This is a genomic window from Pseudomonas sp. 2822-15 (genome assembly GCF_002742515.1).
Classification (GTDB): Bacteria; Pseudomonadota; Gammaproteobacteria; order Pseudomonadales; family Pseudomonadaceae; genus Aquipseudomonas; species Aquipseudomonas salomonii.
Window position 1 is genome coordinate 69,960 of the sequence record NZ_LJRY01000187.1, and the last position, 18,834, is coordinate 88,793.

Consider the following 18,834-nt stretch of genomic DNA (forward strand, 5'->3'; position numbering starts at 1 on the left):
GGCGACTCTGTGACCCATCAGCCCTATCCCATTCGGTCTCAATGCGCATGTTCACGATTCGATTACTGCCCGCCCTTGGCCTGGCGTTCATGGCACTGTTCACCACACTGCAGGCCCAGGCCGACGAGGCTGCGTCTATCCGCTCGCCTGAGTGGGCACAGCCTGTGGGCGACCAATTCAACCTGCACCAGATGACGCCCACGCTGTATCGCAGTGCGTTGCCGGACAGCACTGCGCTGCCTGTGCTGCAAAATCTGAAGATCGGCACGGTGATCAACTTCCTGCCGGAATCTGATGCGCCCTGGCTGAAGACGTCTGATATCAAACAGGTGCAGCTGACGTATCGCACCAACCATGTCGACGATGCTGACGTGCTGGCTGCGCTCAGGGCCATCCAGGAAGCCGAAACCCAGGGCCCGGTGCTGATGCACTGCAAGCACGGCTCCGATCGCACCGGCCTGATGGCGGCGATGTATCGGGTGGTGATTCAGGGGTGGAGCAAAGAGGATGCGCTGAACGAAATGACGCTGGGCGGCTTTGGTTCAAGTAACGGCTTTAAAGACGGTGTTCGCTACATGATGAAGGCGGATATCGACAAGTTGCGTACCGCGTTGGCCAATGGCGACTGCAGCACCAGTGAGTTTGCGTTGTGCTCGATGAAAAGCTGGATCAACACGGCCGGTAGCGGCCGTGTCGACCCCAAGAAAGACACCGAATTAGTACTCACACCTTAAGCAGGTATCAGTCCTTTTTCAGCTTGGGATTAGGGAAAAACTGCACCGCCTGCACCTTCGGGTCCGCGGGCGCCTTCAACGCCGACGTATTGACCCGCGTGCCCAATTCCTTGGGCACAGAATTGCCTTGTTCATTCAGCGTGTCCGAATAGCCGCAGGCCACACATTCGCGGTGCGGCACATCGTCTTCGGTCCACATTTTCAACTTGTCCAACTCTTCGCACGCCGGGCAGACCGCCCCGGCGATAAATTGCTTTTTGGTCACCACAGGCCCATCACTCATGCTGCTGCGTCCTCACTCAGGCCGCTGTGGCGCAAGAGTGCGTCAATCGACGGCGCACGTCCGCGGAAGTCGACGAACAGCACCATCGGCGCCTGGGAGCCACCGCGCGCCAGGATCGCTTCACGGAATGCCCGACCGGTTTCGGCATTGAGCACGCCGTCTTCTTCAAACTTGGAGAAAGCGTCGGCAGACAGCACTTCGGCCCACTTGTAGCTGTAGTAACCCGCCGCGTAACCGCCGGCGAAGATGTGCGCAAAGCTGTTGGGGAAGCGATTGTAGGCTGGCGGACGCATCACCGAGACCTCATCGCGCACGCCTTCAAGCACCTGCGCTACCGTGCGGCCATCGCCGTGGGTGGCGTGCAGTTCGAAGTCGAACAGCGAGAATTCCAGCTGGCGCACCATCATCAGGCCGGACTGGAAGTTCTTCGCCGCGAGCATTTTTTCCAGCAGGTCCTGGGGCAGCGGCTCGCCGCTTTCATAGTGGCCGGAGATCAGCGCCAGGCCTTCCGGCTCCCAGCACCAGTTCTCCATGAATTGGCTCGGCAATTCCACCGCATCCCAGGCCACGCCGTTGATGCCGGACACGCCCGCGTGTTCAACGCGGGTCAGCAGGTGGTGCAGGCCGTGGCCGAATTCGTGGAACAGCGTGGTCACCTCATCGTGGGTCAGCAGGGCAGGCTTGCCGCTGTCGGCCGGGGTGAAGTTGCACACCAGGTTCGCCACCGGGCTTTGCAGCACGCCGTCGACAGTGCGGCGGCGATCGCGCGCGCCGTCCATCCACGCGCCGCCCCGCTTGTTGGCGCGGGCGTACAGGTCGAAGAAGAAGCGGCCGACGTGCTGGCCGTTCTCCTTGATTTCAAACAGGCGAACATCCGGGTGCCAGGTGTCGAAGCCTTTTTGCTCGGCGATTTCGATGCCGTAGAGGCGCTGCACGATGGCAAACAGGCCGCTCAGCACTTTGTCGATCGGGAAGTAGGCGCGCAGGGCTTCCTGGGACACGCTGTAACGTTGCTCGCGGAGTTTCTCGCCGTAGAAACCGCTGTCCCAGCTTTGCAGGTCGGCGCAGCCTTGTTCAGCGGCGTAAGCCTTGAGCTGTTGCAGGTCCTGGGCGGCAAACGGCTTGCTGCGCTTGGCCAGGTCGCGCAGGAAGCTCAGCACCTGGTCGCTGGACTCGGCCATTTTGGTGGCCAGGCTCAGCTCGGAGAACGACGCGTAACCCAACAGTTTGGCCAGTTCCTGACGCAGGTCGAGGATCTGTTCCATCACCGGGCCGTTATCGTTCTTACCGGCATTCGGGCCTTGGTCCGACGCACGGGTGCAGTAAGCCGCATAGACTTCTTCACGCAGGGCGCGGTCCTGGGCGTAGGTCATTACCGCGTAGTAGCTAGGGAATTCGAGGGTGATCAACCAGCCATCAAGGCCTTTGGCCTGGGCGGCGGCGGCCATTTGCGCCTTGGCCGAATCAGTCAGGCCGACGAGGGTGGCTTCGTCGGTAACGTGCCTGGTCCACGCCTGGGTGGCGTCCAGCAGTTGGTTGGAGAATTTGCTGCCCAATTCCGACAGCTTGCTCTGCACTTGGGCGTAGCGTTTTTGCTGCTCAGGCGGCAAATCGATACCCGACAGGCGGAAGTCGCGCAGCGAATGTTCCAGAATGGTTTTTTGCGCCACATCGAAACCGGCGGCTTCCGGGCTGTTGGCCAGGGCTTCGAAGGCCTGGAACAGTTCGCGGTTCTGGCCCATCTCGGTGGAATAGGCGCTCAAGGCCGGCAGGCAAGCCTCGTAGGCTTCGCGCAGTTCAGCGCTGTTGCACACGGCGTTAAGGTGGCTGACCGGGCTCCAGGCGGCGCCCAGGCGGTCATTCAGTTCGTCCATGGCCAGTACCAGACCGGCCCACGTAGGGTTTTTGCCCTGGCTTTGCAGGATGCCTTCGATGGCAACGCGGTTGTCAGCGAGGATTTGTTCGATGGCCGGCTGCACGTGCTCGGCACGGATCGCCGAGAACGGCGGCAGGTCGTAGGACTGCAAAAGTGGGTTGTTCGCGCTCACGGTGGGTACCTTGGCTGAAGAAACTGATAAGACAAAGATGGGGCCATCTTAATTACAATCAACACCCACCGCAGCTATCAACCTATAAGAGAGAGGCTATCGTGACCCTTCGCACCTATCAGAACCACACGCCAACCCTGGGCGCCGGGGCTTTTGTCGATATTTCGGCGGTGGTGATCGGCGATGTCGAAATCGGCACCGACAGCTCGGTTTGGCCATTGACCGTGATTCGCGGCGACATGCACCGCATCCGCATCGGGGCGCGCACCAGCGTGCAGGACGGCTGTGTGCTGCACATCACCCACGCCGGGCCGTTCAACCCGGACGGCTTCCCGCTGCTGATCGGCGATGACGTGACCATCGCCCACAAAGTCATGCTGCACGGCTGCACCGTCGGCAATCGCATCCTGATCGGCATGGGCAGCATCGCGATGGACGGCGCGGTGGTGGAAGATGACGTGATCATCGGCGCCGGCAGCCTGGTGCCGCCCGGCAAGAAACTGGAGAGCGGTTTTTTGTACGTGGGCAGCCCGGTTAAACAAATCCGCCCACTGACTGACAAAGAACGTGCGTTCTTCACCTACAGCGCCGCGAACTACGTGAAGCTCAAAGATTTGCACCTGGCGGAAGGATTCGACCGATGAGCCTGAACTACTCCACCGTGCTGTTCGACCTGGACGGCACCCTGACCGACCCGCGCGAGGGCATCACCCGCTCGATCCAGTACGCCCTTGGCAAACTCGGCATCGACGAGCCGGACCTGACCAAGCTGGAACACTTTATCGGCCCGCCGTTGCTGCAAGCCTTCATGCAGTTCTATGGCTTCGATGAGGCCAGAGCCTGGGAAGCGGTGAATTTCTATCGCGAGCGCTTCAAGGTCACCGGGCTGTATGAAAACCGCGTATTCGACGGCGTGATGCCGTTGCTTGAGGAGCTGAATGGCCAAGGCCGCCAGCTGTATGTGGCCACGTCCAAGCCGTGGGTGTTTGCCCGTGAGATCGCCCGGCATTTTGATTTTGCCAAGCACTTCAAGGTGATCTACGGCAGCGAACTGGATGGCACGCGCACCCACAAGGTTGAGCTGATTGCGCACCTGATGAGCGAAGAGGGTTTGGACCCGGCGACTACCTTGATGATTGGTGATCGCAAACATGACTTGATCGGCGCGCGCAGCAATGGGCTGGATTCGGCAGCAGTGGGGTACGGGTTTGGCAGTTTTGAGGAGTTGAATGCCGAGGCGCCGACTTGGCATTTTGAGACGCTTGAGCAGATGCATCAGGCGTTTTTGCAGCGCCCTTGAGACCGCTATCGCAGGCAAGCCAGCTCCCACATTTGACCGTGTTCACAATTCAAACTGTGGGAGCTGGCTTGCCTGCGATGAGGCCCTAACGGCCACCACCTTCCAACTGCCGCAACGCCGCCTTACGCTGCTCCACCGGCAACCCACCCAGCTTCTCCACCGCCGCAAAGAACTTCACCCAATCCCCGCCTTGCTGCGCGAACAACGCCGTAAACGCCGGCACCCACTGGTCATACAGCCCGAACGGCAACAACCGCGCATTGTTCATCGGCTGGTTGATCCACACGTCATACCGCTTGTCACCGCCCCATTGGCTGTCGCGCATGTGCCGGTACTCACTGCGCAAACGCTCGAACTCTGCCGCCTTGGCCTGGCGCATCACATCCACCGCCAAGGGCTGTGCGTACAACGCCTCCAGGCGTTTGCGGGTATCGAGCACCAGCCGGATAAATTGGTCGCGCTGCTGCAACGCCGCATTGCTCAGCGGCGCCAGGCCCCGCGCCGCACGCCACTGACGGGTGCCTTCCTGCTCGACGAAGTTGGCGTAGGACTCGTTGAACTCAGTGTCGTCCTTTACATAAAAACGCTGGTGCGCCAGCTCGTGGAAGATCAGCGTGGCCAGGCGCTCGTCACCCCAACTCATCATCGAACTCATGATCGGGTCGTTGAACCAGCCCAGGGTGGAATAGGCTTCGACGCCGCCAATCGACACATCCATGCCTTGTTGCTGCAATAACGCCGCTTCGCCGCGCGCTGCGCCCTGGTTGTAATAGCCGCGATAGGCCACACACCCAGCGATGGGGAAGCAGTGGGTCTCAGGCGACAGGGAAAACTCCTGCGTGGCGAACACATTCCAGACCACATAAGGCCGGCCGATGTCGGCGTACAGTCGGTAACTCTGGTTGTCAGGCAGGTGCAGGTGCTCACTGGCAAAGGTGCGGGCCTTTTGCGATTGCACCAGATGATCGCGCAACGCCTGTGGGCGAGCAGGGTCGGCGATGACCTCGGCAACCGGCTCACGAGCCCGCAGCAACTGCCACTGGCCGCTGGCCAACTGGCTGTAGTAACTCACGCTGGAGCAGCCGCTGAGCAGCAGCACCATCAACCCTGGAAGAAAACGCCTGACCATGCACCGACCGCCCCTGGGTTATTTGCCCGCCAGACTATCCTGCCTGCACAGAATTTTTCCATGCCGTGGCGTGTTTATACTGATACAGCGTCTGTTGCCACAGGCTGCCAGGTTCAATTCTTACCCACCGTTGAGTGCCCGCCATGCGCCAGCTCTTGCTACCCGTCACCGCCTTGTTGCTCAGCGCCTGCGCTTCGACCCCTATCCCGCCGGTCGACCCGCACCAGGCCTGGATCGATTTCGCCACGCCGACACCCGGCGCCAAACTGGTGATGGCCCAGCGCCTGGACGGCAAGAACCTCAATGACGGGCGTTTCTTTCAGGTGCCACCGGGCAGCCATGAGCTGATGGTGCGCTTTGATTTCGAGGTGAACACCGGGACGGGCTTTGGCGGCATGGACCAGACCCATGACCGAACCTGCTTCATGACCCTGCAATACGACAACTTCCAGGCAGGCCAGCGCTATGTGCTGGAGGGGCGCTCGCTGGCCTTTACGCCCAACATCCGGCTGTACAACGCGGCGCGTCAGCTATTGGCTGAAGAGCGCAGTGTTAACTGCATCTGATCAGTCGCTGTTCTTCTGATAGATGATGCGCTTGGTGCCGTTTTCGCAGGAGCCGACGATCATGGCGCTATCGTGGTTTTTGGCTTCTTCCTCGGTGATGATTTCCAGGGTGTAAGACGGAATCGCCTTGGCCTGGATGTTTACCTCGATCTCTTTCCTAAGCTCTTCACAATCTTTTGGCGCGGCCACAGCCGAAGTGGCCAATACACCGCAAATGATCGCCAAGGCAAAACGTTTCATGTGTGAAGCTCCGTGAATGCACTGCGCACGGGTGTGCGCCTAGGCTATTCGACCACATTTTGGAAACGCGAGTTCTGATTTAACGCACAACAAACTGTGGGAGCGGGCCCGTGTGGGAGCTGGCTTGCCTGCGATGGCAACGCCTCGATACAACTGGCTAACCGAGGTGAACCTATCGCGGGCAAGCCCGGCTCCCATACAAGCCCGCTCCCACAGGGGATCTTGCTGCGTCAGTTAGACCAGCGTGGCATCCAGGCTGATTTTTGCGTTCAGCACTTTCGACACCGGGCAGCCTTCCTTCGCCTTTTTGCTCAGCTCCTCGAACTGCGCCTGGCTCGCGCCCGGAATCTTGGCTTTCAGCACCAAATGCACGGCGGTAATCGCAAAGCCGCCCTCCACCTGATCCAGAGTCACCTCAGCCTGGGTGTCGATGCTGTCAGCCTTAAGGCCGGCATCGCCCAGAATCATGGAAAACGCCATGGAGAAACAGCCCGCGTGCGCCGCGCCGATCAATTCTTCAGGGTTGGTGCCCTTGCCGCCTTCGAAACGGGCCTTGAAGCCGTAGGGTGCTTCGCGCAGCACGCCGGTTTCCGTGGAGATGGACCCCAGGCCAGTTTTCAGATCACCTTCCCAATGCGCGGATGCTTTTTTAACGATACTCATAGCTCTCTCCTCGAACGGTGGTTTTGCGTCAGTAAGGGTTCTGAGGATAGACGGCCCGGCAAAGTTCATCTTGTCGGAGAAACCTAGCGATTCAGTAGGAAATTTCGCAGACTGCTATTGAATCTCGGGTATATGCCCTCATTGCATAGAGCATGCACATGAAGCGGCAGGTTTTGGTTCGTCTATAAGCCTGCGCACCTAATGGAGAAGCAGGCTTATGAAATCGCTGTCCGACGTGAAGTTCTCGACCCTCGACCTCGTGCCTGTGCGCGCCAACGGCAGCATTGCGCAGTCGCTGCGCAACTCGCTGGACCTGGCCCAGCACGTGGAAAAGTTCGGCTACAACCGTTTCTGGGTGGCTGAACACCACAATATGGACGGCATCGCCAGCTCGGCCACTTCGGTGTTGCTGGGTTATTTGGCCGGTGGCACCTCGACGATTCGTGTCGGCTCCGGCGGCGTGATGCTGCCCAACCACGCGCCGTTGGTGATTGCCGAACAGTTCGGCACCCTGGAAAGCCTGTACCCCGGGCGTATCGACCTGGGCCTGGGCCGCGCGCCTGGTTCCGACCAGATGACCGCCCGCGCCCTGCGCCGTGAACGCTCCGGCAGTGCTGACGAGTTTCCGGAAGATGTGGCCGAACTGATGGCCTACCTAGGCCCGCGCACGCCCGACCAACGGATCATCGCCGTACCCGGTACCGGCACCAACGTGCCCGTTTGGCTGCTTGGTTCGAGCCTGTTCAGCGCGCAATTGGCCGGTGAACGCGGTTTGCCCTACGCCTTCGCCTCACATTTCGCACCCCGTTTGATGCACGAGGCGATTCGCGTGTACCGCAATCACTTCAAGCCTTCAGCCGTGCTGGACAAGCCCTACGTGATGCTCGGCATTCCGCTGGTGGCCGCCGATACCGACGAGCAGGCCGACTACCTGGCCACTTCGGTGTACCAACGTATTCTGGCGCTGATGCGCGGGCAAAGCCTGGTGCAGCGCCCGCCGGTTAAGACCATGGACGGCCTGTGGCTGCCCCATGAAAAAGACGCGGTGGGCAGCTTTTTGGGCCTGGCCATGGTCGGTAGCCCGGCGAAGATTCGCGCGAAGTTGGACGTGTTGATCGAGCAGACCGGCGCCGATGAGCTGATCTTTACCAGCGACCTGTATGAGCATGCCGACCGGATTCATTCCTACGAGCTGCTGGCGCAGGTGATGAAGGGCTGATAACCCGCAGGCGAAAAAAAACCGACGCACTCGCGTCGGTTTTTTATGTCTGCAACACGGGATTAACCGCGCTTGTAGACGATTTCCTTGGTGCCGCCTTCGCAGCTGCCAATCACTTTGCCATCGGCTGCCGCGCCTTTGTCGACAACATCCAGCGAATAATGCTGAACACCTTTAGCGTCGAGCTTCGCCGCGAGCTCACCTTTCAGCTCTTCACATGGCTTGCCCGCCGCCAGGGCAGTGCCCGCAATGCTCAACAAACCTACCGCTAACAGGAACTTCTTCATCCGTTACTTTCCTTGCGCTGATCGAAAAGAGCGTGCCGACGCTTGTGGCGTCGGCACCCAATGGTTGTAGCGCAGGTTATGGCAATCGGCCAGTCAGCAAGTTCAACTCACGGGATCAACTACTGGCAATTCGGAATCCCACCTTGAGCGTGACCTGGAAGTGCGCGGCCTTGCCGTCCTTGATGTGACCACGGGTTTCGGTCACTTCAAACCACTCCAGGTGCTTGATGCTCTTGTGCGCTTCGGCGAGGGCATTGTTGATGGCCTCTTCGATGCTGGTGGTCGAGGAACCGACCAGTTCGACTTTCTTGTAGGTGTGATGATCAGACATAACGTTTCTCCTGAGGTCTCTAGTCAGCGTAGCAGTGAATGTTCGTACTGCTTCTGGCGACCATTCCCACTCGAAAGTTCAGAATTACTGCACTTTCTGAAAACCCAGGAGTCGGTATCTACACATGCCACTCAATCACTTCAGGAGAGTTCCACATGGCCAACACTTCTTTACGCAAAGCGTCGCTGGAAAGCATGGAAGCCGAGATTTCGAGCCTGCTCAAGTCCCTTGAGAGCCTCAAGGACGATGCGTCCGATGAGTCGCGCAAAACGCTGAAGGCCCTGAAAAGCAATGCCGAGAATGCCCTCAAGCATTCCCGCCACCTGATCAGCGATGCCTACGAAGAAAGCAAAGTCAAAATCCGCGAAACCAGCGCGGCAACCCGTGACTACGCACAAGAGCACCCATGGACTACCGCCGGCGTTGCCGTTGGCGCGCTGGGCCTGTTGGCGGCTTACCTGCTGTGCAAACGCGGTGACTAAACGGGTTGGCGCAACAGCTCAGCCTTGAGCCACTGCGCCAGCTGACCCGCGCGCCCATCTGCGGCGCGCTTGGGTAGCCACAACGCCAGGTGCGCCGGGGTTTCGCTGAAACCCCACGGCGCCACCAGGCGACCCGCTCGCAGGTCCTCTGCTACCAGCGGTTGCGGCGCAATCGCCACACCCAAACCCGCCACCGCCGCCTCCAGCAAATAATACAAATGCTCAAACCCCTGGCCGTGCTTCAACGCACCGGGCTCAATGCCGTGTTGCTGCGCCCAACTGGGCCAGGCCTGCGGGCGCGAGGTGGTGTGTAACAAGGCTTCACCGCACAGGGCTTGAGGCGGCGCCTGGCGCAGGCGTTCATAACCGGCAAAACGCGGGCTCATGACCGGGCCAATGCGCTCGCTGGCCAGCTCATACACTTGCATGTCCGCTGGCCACGGCGCCTCAGCAAAAACCAGCAGGGCATCCAGGCCAGGGCGCCTTGGGTCGAGGTCGCCATCACCCGCCGATAGATGCAAGCGCAGGTCGGGCAGGTCTGCGTTCAAGCGGCCCAGGCGCGGAATCAACCAGCGCGCCAGCAAACTGCCCGAGCAGCCGAGCACAAATGGCGCGTCGGCGCTGGCCTGGGTCAGCTCGGCGCAAACATCCCTTAAACGCTCGAACGCTTCGGCGCTGGCATCCCTGAGCCGAACGCCTGCATCTGTGAGTTTAATGCCGCGCCCTTCCTTGGCGAACAGGCTGACGCCCAAGTGTTCTTCCAACACCTTCAACTGGCGGCTGACTGCACCATGGGTCACATGCAGTTGCTCAGCCGCCTGGCTGACGCTGTTCAGGCGGGCGGTAGCTTCAAACGCACGCAGGGCATTGAGGGGCGGTAGGTCTCGGCTCATCTGTGAGTTTTCCTGACAGGTTGCCGCGATCTTATCGGTTTTCAGCGTCGAGCGTCAGGGGTAGAGTGGCCGTCATTGCCTCTCCTTACCTTATTTCCCGGAGCGCCCCATGACTCAGTCCCAGACCGACCTTCGCAACGGCCCCGACGCCAACGGCCTGTTTGGCGCGTTCGGCGGCCGCTACGTCGCTGAAACCCTGATGCCGTTGATCCTCGACCTGGCCCGCGAATACGAAGCGGCCAAGATTGATCCTGCGTTCAACGAAGAACTGGCCTACTTCCAACGCGACTATGTCGGGCGTCCAAGCCCGCTGTACTTCGCCGAGCGCCTGACCGAGTTCTGTGGCGGCGCCAAGATCTACCTCAAGCGTGAAGAGCTCAACCACACCGGCGCGCACAAGATCAACAACTGCATCGGCCAGATCCTGCTGGCACGGCGCATGGGCAAAAAACGCATCATTGCCGAAACCGGCGCGGGCATGCACGGCGTGGCCACCGCCACCGTGGCGGCGCGCTTTGGCCTCGATTGCGTGATTTACATGGGCACCACCGACATCGAGCGCCAGCAGGCCAACGTGTTCCGCATGAAGCTGCTGGGCGCCGAAGTGATCCCGGTCGTGGCCGGCACCGGCACCCTCAAAGACGCGATGAACGAAGCCTTGCGTGACTGGGTGACCAACGTCGACAGCACTTTCTACCTGATCGGCACCGTGGCCGGCCCACACCCGTATCCTGCGATGGTGCGCGACTTCCAGGCCGTGATCGGCAAGGAAACCCGCGACCAACTGCAAGCCCAGGAAGGCCGCCTGCCGGACAGCCTGGTGGCGTGCATCGGCGGTGGCTCCAATGCCATGGGCCTGTTTCACCCGTTCCTGGATGACACCAGCGTCGAAATCATCGGCGTTGAAGCCGCCGGCCACGGCATCGAAACCGGCAAGCACGCCGCCAGCCTCAACGGCGGCGTACCCGGCGTGCTGCACGGCAACCGCACCTTCCTGCTGCAGGACGACGATGGCCAGATCATCGACGCCCACTCGATTTCCGCCGGCCTCGACTACCCAGGTATCGGCCCTGAACACGCGTGGTTGCATGATATCGGCCGCGTCCAATACACCTCGGTGACCGACGACGAAGCCCTCGAAGCCTTCCACAAATGCTGCCGCCTGGAAGGGATTATTCCTGCACTGGAAAGCGCCCATGCCCTGGCTGAAGTGTTCAAACGTGCACCGACCTTGCCGAAAGATCACCTGATGGTGGTCAACCTGTCGGGCCGTGGCGACAAAGACATGCAGACCGTGATGCACCATATGGAACACTCTCAACAAGAGCAGTCAAAGCAGGAGAAACACTGATGAGCCGCCTGCAAACCCGTTTTGCGCAACTGAAAGAACAAAACCGCGCCGCCCTGGTGACCTTCGTCACCGCCGGCGACCCGGGTTATGACACTTCGCTGGCGATCCTCAAGGGCTTGCCCGCCGCCGGTGCCGACGTGATCGAGCTGGGCATGCCCTTCACCGACCCGATGGCCGACGGCCCGGCGATTCAACTGGCCAACATCCGTGCGCTGGAAGCCAAACAGAACCTGCTGAAAACCCTGCAGATGGTCCGCGAGTTCCGCAAAGACAACCAGGACACCCCGCTGGTGTTGATGGGTTACTTCAACCCGATCCACAAATACGGCGTGCCCACGTTTATCGCCGACGCCAAAGAAGCCGGTGTCGACGGCCTGATCGTGGTCGACATGCCGCCTGAGCATAACGGCGAGCTGTGCGACCCGGCCCAGGCCGCAGGCATCGACTTTATCCGCCTGACCACGCCGACCACCGACGACGTGCGCCTGCCAACCGTGCTCAACGGCAGTTCCGGCTTTGTGTATTACGTGTCGGTGGCCGGTGTGACCGGTGCCGGTGCCGCCACCCTGGAACACGTCGAAGAAGCCGTGACCCGCCTGCGTCGGCATACCGACCTGCCGATCAGCATCGGCTTTGGTATTCGTACGCCGGAACAAGCCGCCGCTATCGCCCGTCTGGCAGACGGTGTGGTGGTCGGTTCGGCGCTGATCGATCACATCGCCACTGCGAAAAATGATCAGCAAGCAATCGATGGTGTGTTGAGCCTCTGCGCGGCGCTGTCGGAAGGTGTCCGTAACGCCCGTAAGTAAGCGGCGTGTAGCAATGGGTAAAGTTCCTGATACAGAGGAATCATCTGGGCAATCCAGTACCTAAACTGACATGACCAAGGGATTTCGAGCCTCGTTCGAAATCCCTTTTTTGTTCGTGCAGTACTGAGGAAAGCCCCATGAAAATGCCTAAACGCTTGATCGCAGGTCTCGGCGTGTTGATGCTCGGCGCAAGTGCTTTGGCGCAAGCCGCGCCGCCCGATCAACGCGGTGATGGCCCTGGCCGTGGCGGCCCGCAAGGCCAGTACGAGCAACACGGCGACGACCATCGCGGCCCGCAGGATAACCGTCGTGGCCCGCCGCAGGATTTCGGCCCGGTGCGCCAGATGATCCGTGACCACCACAACGACTTCCGTCGTGGCGCGCCACCGCCTCCAGGCGTGCGCCTGGTGCGGGGCCAACCGCTGCCGCGCAACTACTACGGCGAACGCCTCGACAACCGCGCCCTGGCCCATCTGCCGCAATACCCAGGGTATGAATGGCGCCGGTCCGGCGGCGATATCGTATTGATCGCCATTGGCACCAGCATCGTCTACCAGATCCTGGATGGCGCGCTCTACTAGCCCAGGAAAGCTGTTGTGGCGAGCGGGCTTGCCCCGCGTTGGGCTGCGAAGCGCCCCAAAACCTGACAATCCGGTTTCATCTGGAAAAACCGCAGTGGCCTTATTGGGGCTGCTGCGCAGCCCAACGCGGGGCAAGCCCGCTCGCCACAACAAGCCCGCTCGCCACAGGGTTTCGGTCCACTCAACCAATGGATTTACAGTTCTATGCGCTCGACCTTGCCCACCAGCAACACGTAGGAAAGCGCCCCCAGCAATGCCAGCACCGCGATATAGGTGATCGCCGGCGCAAACGAATCCCCACTGGCCAGAAAGCCAATCACAATCGGCGTGGTAATCGCCGACAAGTTGCCGATGAAGTTAAACACCCCGCCCGTCAGCCCCAGCAACCGCGCGGGCGCCAGGGTCGACACCAATGACCAGGTGATCGATGCCAAGCCATTGCCAAAGAACGCCACCGCCAGAAACGCGATCACCCAGGCCGTCGAATCCACATAGTTGGCGCCGATAATCGCCGTGGAAATCAGCAAGCCCCCAATGATCGGCAGCTTGCGCGCAAACCCTACCGACGTGCCCCGGCGAATCAGCCAATCAGAAAAAATCCCCGAACACAGCACACCGATAAATGCAGCGAGAAACGGCAGCGAGGCCAGCAGGCCGGACTTGATGAAGTCCATGCCGCGGTATTTCACCAGGTAGGTCGGGAACCACGTCAGGAAAAACCACAGCGTCGAGTTCAGGCAGAACTGCCCCAGGTAGATGCCCCACAGCTTGCGCTTGCTCAACACTGTCCCGAGGTCGACCCAACTGAACGGCGCCTTGACCGCTTTCGCCTGCATATCCACCAGGCCGCCGCCCTCGCGGATCAGCTCGATTTCTGCCGCATTGGCGCCTTTGAAGTCTTTCGGCTCGCGGTACACCGCGTACCAGATCAACGCCCACAGGATGCCGACGCCACCGGTGGCGACAAACACCATGTGCCAACCGAACGCGTGCTGCAGCCAAGCCAGCACCGGCGTCAGAAACGCCAGCCCGACAAATTGCCCGGAGGTGTAAACGCCAATCGCGGTGGCACGCTCGCGCTCGGGAAACCAGGTGGTGACCACGCGGCTGTTGATTGGGTAAGCGGGTGCTTCCAGGGCACCGACGGCCATGCGCAGCACAAACAGCGCGATAAAGCTGGCCGCAAACCCCAGCATCACCGTGGCAATGGACCACAACAGCAGGGCAGCGGTATAGAGAATGCGCGGCGGCACGCGGTCCACCAGCCAGCCGCCGGGAATCTGCATGGCGGCGTAGGTCCAGCCGAACGCGGAGAAGATCAGCCCGACATGCACCGGGTCGATCCCCAGTTCGCTGGTGAGCGCCGGGGCGGCAATCGACAGGTTGCTGCGGTCGAGGTAGTTGATCACCACGGTGATAAACAGCAGCACCATGATGAAGAAACGCTTTCTGCTGGGCGTGACGAGAGAAGCCTGCCCGGTGAAGGATTCAGGGTGCATGGGGGAGCCTCTTCTTATGTTTATTGAGGACGGGGCGCGGTCAATGTGGGAGCTGGCTTGCCTGCGATGGCGGTGCATCAGCTAACTGATCTGGCACAGGCGGACCGCTATCGCAGGCAAGCCAGCTCCCACAGTTGATCCGGTTCCTTCAGTGAGCAATCACCACTCGGCGAAGCTGCCGTCGGCATGCCGCCAGATCGGGTTGCGCCAGCGGTGGCCGATGGCGGCGCGTTCGATCACATATTCCTCGTTGATCTCAATGCCCAGGCCCGGCCCGTTGGGGATCTTCACAAAGCCTTTGTCATAGTCGAACACGCCTGGGTCGCGCACGTAATCGAGCAGGTCATTGCTCTCGTTGTAGTGGATACCCAGGCTTTGCTCCTGAATAAACGCGTTGTAACAAACCGCGTCCAATTGCAGGCACGCCGCCAGGGCAATCGGGCCCAGCGGGCAGTGCAGGGCCAGGGCCACGTCATAGGCTTCGGCCATGTTGGCGATCTTGCGGGTTTCGGTGATGCCGCCGGCATGGGACGCGTCCGGCTGGATGATGTCGACGTAGCCTTCGCTGAGCACACGCTTGAAGTCCCAACGGGAAAACAGCCGCTCGCCCAGGGCAATCGGCGTGCTGGTCAGCGGCGCCAGCTCTTTGAGCGCTTCGTAGTTTTCGCTGAGCACCGGTTCTTCGATAAACATCAGTTTGTACGGGTCCAGCTCTTTCATCAGCACCTTGGCCATGGGCTTGTGCACGCGGCCATGGAAGTCGACGCCGATGCCGACGTTAGGCCCGACGGCATCGCGCACAGCGGCCACGTTGGCCAGCGCGAGGTCGACTTTTTCGAAACTGTCGACGAACTGCAACTCTTCGGTGCCATTCATCTTCACAGCGGTAAAGCCACGGGCCACGGCCTCTTTGGCGGCGCGGGCGGTGTCGGCGGGGCGGTCGCCGCCGATCCAGGAATACACGCGGATCTTGTCCCGCACCTGGCCACCCAGCAGGTCGCTGACCGACACACCGAGCGCCTTGCCCTTGATGTCCCACAGTGCCTGGTCGATACCGGCGAGGGCGCTCATGTGCACCGCGCCGCCCCGGTAGAAGCCGCCACGGTAGAGCACGGTCCAGATATCTTCGATATTGCGCGGGTCTTTGCCGATCAGGTAGTCGGAGAGTTCCTCGACGGCGGCGGCCACGGTGTGGGCGCGGCCCTCCACCACAGGTTCGCCCCAGCCGGTCACGCCCTGGTCGGTCTCGACCTTGAGGAAGCACCAGCGCGGCGGGACGATAAAGGTGGTCAGTTTGGTGATTTTCATCTTCTTATCTCTCTTATCGATGCAGCGCCAGGGGCGCAAACCTTGAGTTCAGTTAAGCGCGTTCCAGGCCGCGACATAGGCCTGGGCATTGCTCGCCACTTGGTCAACCGACATGCCCGGTTTGAACAACCCGGAACCCAGGCCGAAACCCTTCGCGCCCGCGTCGAAATACACCTGCATGTTGCCTGGGGTTACGCCGCCCACCGGCAGCAGCAAGGTGCCGGTGGGCAATACCGCCAGCCACGCCTTGATTACCGCCGGGCCCATTTGCTCGGCCGGGAACAGCTTCAATACGTCGGCGCCTTCGGCCAAGGCGGCGAAGGCTTCGGTCGGCGTTGCCACACCCGGCGACAGGAACAGGCCCGCCGCCTTGGCGGCACGCAATACCTTGGCATCGCTGTGGGGCATGACAATCACTTGGCCGCCGGCGGCTTTGACCTGCTCAACCTGTTCCGGGGTCAACACGGTGCCCGCGCCGATCAGGCAATCGGCGGGCAAGGTGTCGCGCAGGGTGCGGATGCTGGTGTAAGGGTCCGGCGAATTCAGTGGCACTTCGATCACGCGAAAACCGGCCTTATAAAGCACCTGGCCAATCGCCTGCGCTTCATCCGGTCGCATGCCGCGCAAAATTGCGATCAAACCGTTGTGTGCGAGTGCTTGCTTGAGCATGTCAGGCCTCCTGTACAGGTTGAGTGAGCCCAGCGGCGACGGCCAACTGCCACAGACCGCGCGCGGTGGCTTCCTGGGCGAGGCTGACGTGGGTAAAGCCGCTGAGGGCGAGGGCGCGTTGGTAGCAGGCGCAGAGTTTTGCAGCGCCGACCAGAACGATAGGCATGTGTTTGGCCTGCTGCGGCAAACCGGCGAGTTCGTGGCCGATCAGCAGGCCGGACAGATAATCGGGCTGTTCGTCGGGTGCCAGTTCGCCGGTCAAGCCCAGGGTACGGGCGCTGAACAAGGTCGACAGCACGCCGCGCCGGCCATCCTCCGAGAGTGCCACGCGCACGCCACGATCAAACGCCTCGACCTCAAATTGTTCGGACGGTTGCTGGGTACGCCCGAGAATGCTGTGCTTGCTGAGTACCGCAAACACCTCGCCGGTCATGAAGGTGTCGAAGTGGGTGATGCAGCCTTCAACCACCTCGACCCATTTGGAATGGCTGCCCGGCAGGCCGATCAGCACGTCGGCGCCCAGGCCTTGCAGCACACCCAGCACTTGGGTTTCTTCGCCGCGCATCACATTGGGCAAGCCGACCCGCTCGATCACACCCGGCACAATATGCACCTGCACCCCGCGCAGGCTGCGCACAGGGTGCAGGGCCTGGCCGAGGCTGGCGACGTCGACGGGCGTTTGGCGGTAAGCCGCTTCGCTCCAGCCTTGGGCGCTGCCGACCATGCCGCAGGCAATCACCGCCAGGCCGGGCTGCGCGTCGAGCCAGTCGCCGCAGGCCGCATCGAACGCCAACTCAAAGCCGTCACTGCACAGCACGCCGGCAATGACCCGGGGTTCACTGGGCAGGTGCATGATGCCGAACGCCAACGCGCGCTGTTCGAGCACGCTGCCAGCCGGGCCGAGTTTGTAAGCACGAAGGGAGCTGGTCCCCCAGTCGAGCGCGATCAATTGCGCCTGCATCGCTTCACCTGAAATGAGTGGGTGCTGAAAAAGCTGATGGGCGAATATAAACCTACGGCTGGCAATATCTCAATATATAAATAACTGTCCCATATATTGGGAGGAGATAATAAAAAATCCCATCGCCTTTGCGCAAGGTGATGGGATTGGTATTAACCGTGGTTAAAAACCAGACAGGTTCAGCTCGCGCATCGCGCCCATCCAGATCGCGTAATCGGTGTGATCCTTGAGGTCATCGCCGGTGTCCGGGTGCAGGAACACCACCAGCCCATCACGATGCAGCGCCAGCCAGGGCAACACCACGCCGATGTATTCCGGCTCGAATGCCAGCTGGCAGCTCCAGTCCGGGTGCGGGCCGACCGGCTTTTCGTGTACACGGCCCATGCTCAACGGGAACAGCTTGGCAGCGTCCTCGCAGAGCTTGCGCGCCTGGTCGATGGTGCTGGCGTCAAAGTAGATATGGGCGTGGTAGCCCTTGATACGTTGCATGGCGAAATCCGGATCCAATATGCGCCGATCCTAGACCGCAATCGACGGCAGGGCCAGCCCGGTCAACGACTGCGCGCTGCTGGCTTGCTCGGCCACCAGCCAGTCGACAAAGCGCTCGACCAATTGCCCCCGGCGTTTGCGCTGGGGCTGCACCACGTAATAACCGAAGCGCGAGATCACTGTGTCGCTGATCGGCCGGCACAGCCAGTTCTGCTCCAGCAGGTTATCCACCAAATGCCGCCAACCGATAGCCACGCCCTGGCCAGCAATCGCCGCCTGGATCAGCAGGGTGTAATTGTCGAAGCGCAATTGCCCAGGCGTAGGCGCCGTGGTGATGCCCAACTCACGAAACACGCCGCTCCAGTCGAACCACTGGCTGTTATTTTCCTGGCGCAAGTGCAGCAGTGGGTAATCGTGCAAATTTTGCACCGTCAATGGCGTGGATTGAGCCTTGAGCCACTGCGGGCTGCACACCGGAAACACTTCCTCGTTGAACAGCCACAAGCTCTCGCCCTGCTTGAAACGCCCATCGCCAAACAACACCGCCACGTCGATATCGCTGCGCAAAGTCGCGTGGTTGCGTTCGCTGGTCACCAGGCTCACATCCACCTGCGGGTTGGCCTGGTGAAAGCGATGCAGACGCGGCATCAGCCAGTAGGCGGCGAAAGCGAAGTCGGTGGCCACTTGCAGCACTTCGTGCTGGTCCTGCTGGGTGATCGTGCTGAGGCCTTGGTTGATGGCCTGCAAACCGCCTTGCACCTGTTCAAACAACAGCGCGCCCGCATCCGTCAGTTCGATGCCTCGGTAGATGCGATCGAACAGGCGGATCGCCAGTTGTTCTTCAAGGCGCTTGATCTGCTGGCTGATGGCCGGCTGCGTAGTGCCCAACTCCATAGCAGCGGCGGTAAAGCTGCGATGGCGCGCCGCTGCTTCAAAGGCACGCAGCAGGTCGAGGGACAGATCACCGAGAGATTCATACATAATCTGTGCTT

At 60.9% G+C, this 18,834-nt stretch carries 23 protein-coding genes; 9 read left to right on the forward strand and 14 right to left on the reverse strand.

Features of this window, described 5'->3' with window-relative positions; translation table 11 throughout:
* The first annotated feature begins 47 nt into the window (after positions 1-47).
* Complete coding sequence (locus AOA59_RS15090) at positions 48-734, forward strand: dual specificity protein phosphatase family protein (protein WP_069785803.1); 687 nt, start codon at positions 48-50, stop codon at positions 732-734.
* A 7-nt stretch (positions 735-741) separates the two neighbouring features.
* Here AOA59_RS15090 and AOA59_RS15095 read toward each other — a convergent pair whose 3' ends face one another.
* Positions 742-1,017, reverse strand: coding sequence for a YheV family putative zinc ribbon protein (locus AOA59_RS15095; protein ID WP_017137912.1), 276 nt, complete (start codon positions 1,015-1,017; stop codon positions 742-744).
* Positions 1,014-3,065 (reverse strand): oligopeptidase A, encoded by a 2,052-nt coding sequence (gene prlC / locus AOA59_RS15100; RefSeq protein ID WP_065931988.1) that lies wholly within the window; start codon positions 3,063-3,065, stop codon positions 1,014-1,016. The genes AOA59_RS15095 and prlC overlap by 4 nt, the downstream gene beginning before the upstream one ends.
* 101 nt (positions 3,066-3,166) lie before the next feature.
* Here prlC and AOA59_RS15105 point away from each other — a divergent pair, with 101 nt between their 5' ends.
* Positions 3,167-3,709, forward strand: a complete 543-nt coding sequence (locus AOA59_RS15105) for a gamma carbonic anhydrase family protein (protein ID WP_099488125.1) — start codon at positions 3,167-3,169, stop codon at positions 3,707-3,709.
* A complete protein-coding gene (locus tag AOA59_RS15110) occupies positions 3,706-4,365 on the forward strand; it encodes an HAD family hydrolase (RefSeq protein ID WP_068934081.1) in 660 nt (219 codons plus the stop codon). The genes AOA59_RS15105 and AOA59_RS15110 overlap by 4 nt, the downstream gene beginning before the upstream one ends.
* Before the next feature lie 85 nt (positions 4,366-4,450).
* Here AOA59_RS15110 and AOA59_RS15115 read toward each other — a convergent pair whose 3' ends face one another.
* Positions 4,451-5,494 (reverse strand): aminopeptidase, encoded by a 1,044-nt coding sequence (locus tag AOA59_RS15115; protein WP_099488127.1) that lies wholly within the window; start codon positions 5,492-5,494, stop codon positions 4,451-4,453.
* 143 nt (positions 5,495-5,637) lie between these two features.
* Between AOA59_RS15115 and AOA59_RS15120 the strand changes: the two genes are divergently transcribed.
* Positions 5,638-6,060, forward strand: coding sequence for a hypothetical protein (locus tag AOA59_RS15120; protein WP_099488129.1), 423 nt, complete (start codon positions 5,638-5,640; stop codon positions 6,058-6,060).
* Here AOA59_RS15120 and AOA59_RS15125 read toward each other — a convergent pair whose 3' ends face one another.
* Positions 6,061-6,300: a DUF1161 domain-containing protein gene (locus AOA59_RS15125; RefSeq protein WP_099488131.1), complete on the reverse strand. Its 240-nt coding sequence runs from the start codon at positions 6,298-6,300 to the stop codon at positions 6,061-6,063. It abuts the gene before it with no gap.
* Between the two features lie 234 nt (positions 6,301-6,534).
* On the reverse strand, positions 6,535-6,963 hold the full coding sequence (locus AOA59_RS15130; protein WP_068934084.1) for an OsmC family protein: 429 nt from the start codon (positions 6,961-6,963) through the stop codon (positions 6,535-6,537).
* A 217-nt stretch (positions 6,964-7,180) separates the two neighbouring features.
* Here AOA59_RS15130 and AOA59_RS15135 point away from each other — a divergent pair, with 217 nt between their 5' ends.
* Positions 7,181-8,182 (forward strand): LLM class flavin-dependent oxidoreductase, encoded by a 1,002-nt coding sequence (locus AOA59_RS15135; RefSeq protein ID WP_058420546.1) that lies wholly within the window; start codon positions 7,181-7,183, stop codon positions 8,180-8,182.
* A 62-nt stretch (positions 8,183-8,244) separates the two neighbouring features.
* Here AOA59_RS15135 and AOA59_RS15140 read toward each other — a convergent pair whose 3' ends face one another.
* Entirely contained in the window at positions 8,245-8,469 is a 225-nt protein-coding gene (locus tag AOA59_RS15140) for a DUF1161 domain-containing protein (RefSeq protein ID WP_017137921.1), read from the reverse strand.
* Positions 8,470-8,584: 115 nt separating this feature from the next.
* The gene (locus tag AOA59_RS15145; RefSeq protein WP_065931992.1) at positions 8,585-8,800 is read right to left on the reverse strand and encodes a dodecin; all 216 of its coding nucleotides are present in this window, start codon (positions 8,798-8,800) and stop codon (positions 8,585-8,587) included.
* 155 nt (positions 8,801-8,955) lie between these two features.
* Between AOA59_RS15145 and AOA59_RS15150 the strand changes: the two genes are divergently transcribed.
* Positions 8,956-9,282: a YqjD family protein gene (locus AOA59_RS15150; protein ID WP_003187304.1), complete on the forward strand. Its 327-nt coding sequence runs from the start codon at positions 8,956-8,958 to the stop codon at positions 9,280-9,282.
* Here AOA59_RS15150 and AOA59_RS15155 read toward each other — a convergent pair.
* Entirely contained in the window at positions 9,279-10,175 is an 897-nt protein-coding gene (locus AOA59_RS15155) for a LysR family transcriptional regulator (protein WP_099488133.1), read from the reverse strand. The genes AOA59_RS15150 and AOA59_RS15155 overlap by 4 nt on opposite strands.
* Positions 10,176-10,284: 109 nt before the next feature.
* On the opposite strand from AOA59_RS15155, the gene trpB reads away from it, so the two are divergent.
* The 3 genes from trpB to AOA59_RS15170 all read left to right on the forward strand — a co-directional run bounded on the left by trpB (position 10,285) and on the right by AOA59_RS15170 (position 12,916).
* Positions 10,285-11,526: a tryptophan synthase subunit beta gene (trpB, locus tag AOA59_RS15160; RefSeq protein ID WP_058420548.1), complete on the forward strand. Its 1,242-nt coding sequence runs from the start codon at positions 10,285-10,287 to the stop codon at positions 11,524-11,526.
* Positions 11,526-12,335, forward strand: a complete 810-nt coding sequence (gene trpA, locus AOA59_RS15165) for a tryptophan synthase subunit alpha (protein WP_058420549.1) — start codon at positions 11,526-11,528, stop codon at positions 12,333-12,335. The genes trpB and trpA overlap by 1 nt, the downstream gene beginning before the upstream one ends.
* Positions 12,336-12,472: 137 nt before the next feature.
* Entirely contained in the window at positions 12,473-12,916 is a 444-nt protein-coding gene (locus AOA59_RS15170; RefSeq protein ID WP_099488134.1) for an anti-virulence regulator CigR family protein, read from the forward strand.
* A 194-nt stretch (positions 12,917-13,110) separates the two neighbouring features.
* Here the strand turns inward: AOA59_RS15170 and AOA59_RS15180 are convergent, their stop codons facing one another.
* From AOA59_RS15180 to AOA59_RS15205, 6 genes are all read right to left on the reverse strand, one after another.
* Positions 13,111-14,415, reverse strand: coding sequence for an MFS transporter (locus tag AOA59_RS15180; protein ID WP_069785798.1), 1,305 nt, complete (start codon positions 14,413-14,415; stop codon positions 13,111-13,113).
* A gap of 159 nt (positions 14,416-14,574) precedes the next feature.
* A complete protein-coding gene (gene dgoD, locus AOA59_RS15185) occupies positions 14,575-15,723 on the reverse strand; it encodes a galactonate dehydratase (RefSeq protein ID WP_017137927.1) in 1,149 nt (382 codons plus the stop codon).
* Positions 15,724-15,771: 48 nt separating this feature from the next.
* Positions 15,772-16,392, reverse strand: a complete 621-nt coding sequence (locus AOA59_RS15190; RefSeq protein WP_099488136.1) for a 2-dehydro-3-deoxy-6-phosphogalactonate aldolase — start codon at positions 16,390-16,392, stop codon at positions 15,772-15,774.
* Between the two features lies 1 nt (position 16,393).
* On the reverse strand, positions 16,394-17,353 hold the full coding sequence (locus AOA59_RS15195) for a 2-dehydro-3-deoxygalactonokinase (protein WP_099488138.1): 960 nt from the start codon (positions 17,351-17,353) through the stop codon (positions 16,394-16,396).
* Between the two features lie 162 nt (positions 17,354-17,515).
* The gene (locus tag AOA59_RS15200; RefSeq protein ID WP_056860973.1) at positions 17,516-17,842 is read right to left on the reverse strand and encodes a DOPA 4,5-dioxygenase family protein; all 327 of its coding nucleotides are present in this window, start codon (positions 17,840-17,842) and stop codon (positions 17,516-17,518) included.
* Between the two features lie 30 nt (positions 17,843-17,872).
* Complete coding sequence (locus AOA59_RS15205; protein ID WP_099488140.1) at positions 17,873-18,823, reverse strand: LysR family transcriptional regulator; 951 nt, start codon at positions 18,821-18,823, stop codon at positions 17,873-17,875.
* Positions 18,824-18,834: the final 11 nt, after the last annotated feature.

Excerpts from the sequence above, each read along its gene's own strand:
- AOA59_RS15150 (WP_003187304.1), top strand. The coding sequence starts at position 8,956 with ATGGCCAACACTTCTTTACGCAAAGCGTCGCTGGAAAGCATGGAAGCC.
- trpA (WP_058420549.1), top strand. The coding sequence starts at position 11,526 with ATGAGCCGCCTGCAAACCCGTTTTGCGCAACTGAAAGAACAAAACCGC.
- AOA59_RS15135 (WP_058420546.1), top strand. The coding sequence starts at position 7,181 with ATGAAATCGCTGTCCGACGTGAAGTTCTCGACCCTCGACCTCGTGCCT.
- dgoD (WP_017137927.1), bottom strand. The coding sequence starts at position 15,723 with ATGAAAATCACCAAACTGACCACCTTTATCGTCCCGCCGCGCTGGTGC.
- AOA59_RS15145 (WP_065931992.1), bottom strand. The coding sequence starts at position 8,800 with ATGTCTGATCATCACACCTACAAGAAAGTCGAACTGGTCGGTTCCTCG.
- trpB (WP_058420548.1), top strand. The coding sequence starts at position 10,285 with ATGACTCAGTCCCAGACCGACCTTCGCAACGGCCCCGACGCCAACGGC.
- AOA59_RS15155 (WP_099488133.1), bottom strand. The coding sequence starts at position 10,175 with ATGAGCCGAGACCTACCGCCCCTCAATGCCCTGCGTGCGTTTGAAGCT.
- AOA59_RS15180 (WP_069785798.1), bottom strand. The coding sequence starts at position 14,415 with ATGCACCCTGAATCCTTCACCGGGCAGGCTTCTCTCGTCACGCCCAGC.
- AOA59_RS15195 (WP_099488138.1), bottom strand. The coding sequence starts at position 17,353 with ATGCAGGCGCAATTGATCGCGCTCGACTGGGGGACCAGCTCCCTTCGT.
- AOA59_RS15110 (WP_068934081.1), top strand. The coding sequence starts at position 3,706 with ATGAGCCTGAACTACTCCACCGTGCTGTTCGACCTGGACGGCACCCTG.
- AOA59_RS15190 (WP_099488136.1), bottom strand. The coding sequence starts at position 16,392 with ATGCTCAAGCAAGCACTCGCACACAACGGTTTGATCGCAATTTTGCGC.
- AOA59_RS15140 (WP_017137921.1), bottom strand. The coding sequence starts at position 8,469 with ATGAAGAAGTTCCTGTTAGCGGTAGGTTTGTTGAGCATTGCGGGCACT.
- AOA59_RS15090 (WP_069785803.1), top strand. The coding sequence starts at position 48 with ATGTTCACGATTCGATTACTGCCCGCCCTTGGCCTGGCGTTCATGGCA.
- AOA59_RS15115 (WP_099488127.1), bottom strand. The coding sequence starts at position 5,494 with ATGGTCAGGCGTTTTCTTCCAGGGTTGATGGTGCTGCTGCTCAGCGGC.
- AOA59_RS15125 (WP_099488131.1), bottom strand. The coding sequence starts at position 6,300 with ATGAAACGTTTTGCCTTGGCGATCATTTGCGGTGTATTGGCCACTTCG.
- AOA59_RS15205 (WP_099488140.1), bottom strand. The coding sequence starts at position 18,823 with ATGTATGAATCTCTCGGTGATCTGTCCCTCGACCTGCTGCGTGCCTTT.
- AOA59_RS15200 (WP_056860973.1), bottom strand. The coding sequence starts at position 17,842 with ATGCAACGTATCAAGGGCTACCACGCCCATATCTACTTTGACGCCAGC.
- AOA59_RS15120 (WP_099488129.1), top strand. The coding sequence starts at position 5,638 with ATGCGCCAGCTCTTGCTACCCGTCACCGCCTTGTTGCTCAGCGCCTGC.
- AOA59_RS15095 (WP_017137912.1), bottom strand. The coding sequence starts at position 1,017 with ATGAGTGATGGGCCTGTGGTGACCAAAAAGCAATTTATCGCCGGGGCG.
- AOA59_RS15170 (WP_099488134.1), top strand. The coding sequence starts at position 12,473 with ATGAAAATGCCTAAACGCTTGATCGCAGGTCTCGGCGTGTTGATGCTC.
- AOA59_RS15130 (WP_068934084.1), bottom strand. The coding sequence starts at position 6,963 with ATGAGTATCGTTAAAAAAGCATCCGCGCATTGGGAAGGTGATCTGAAA.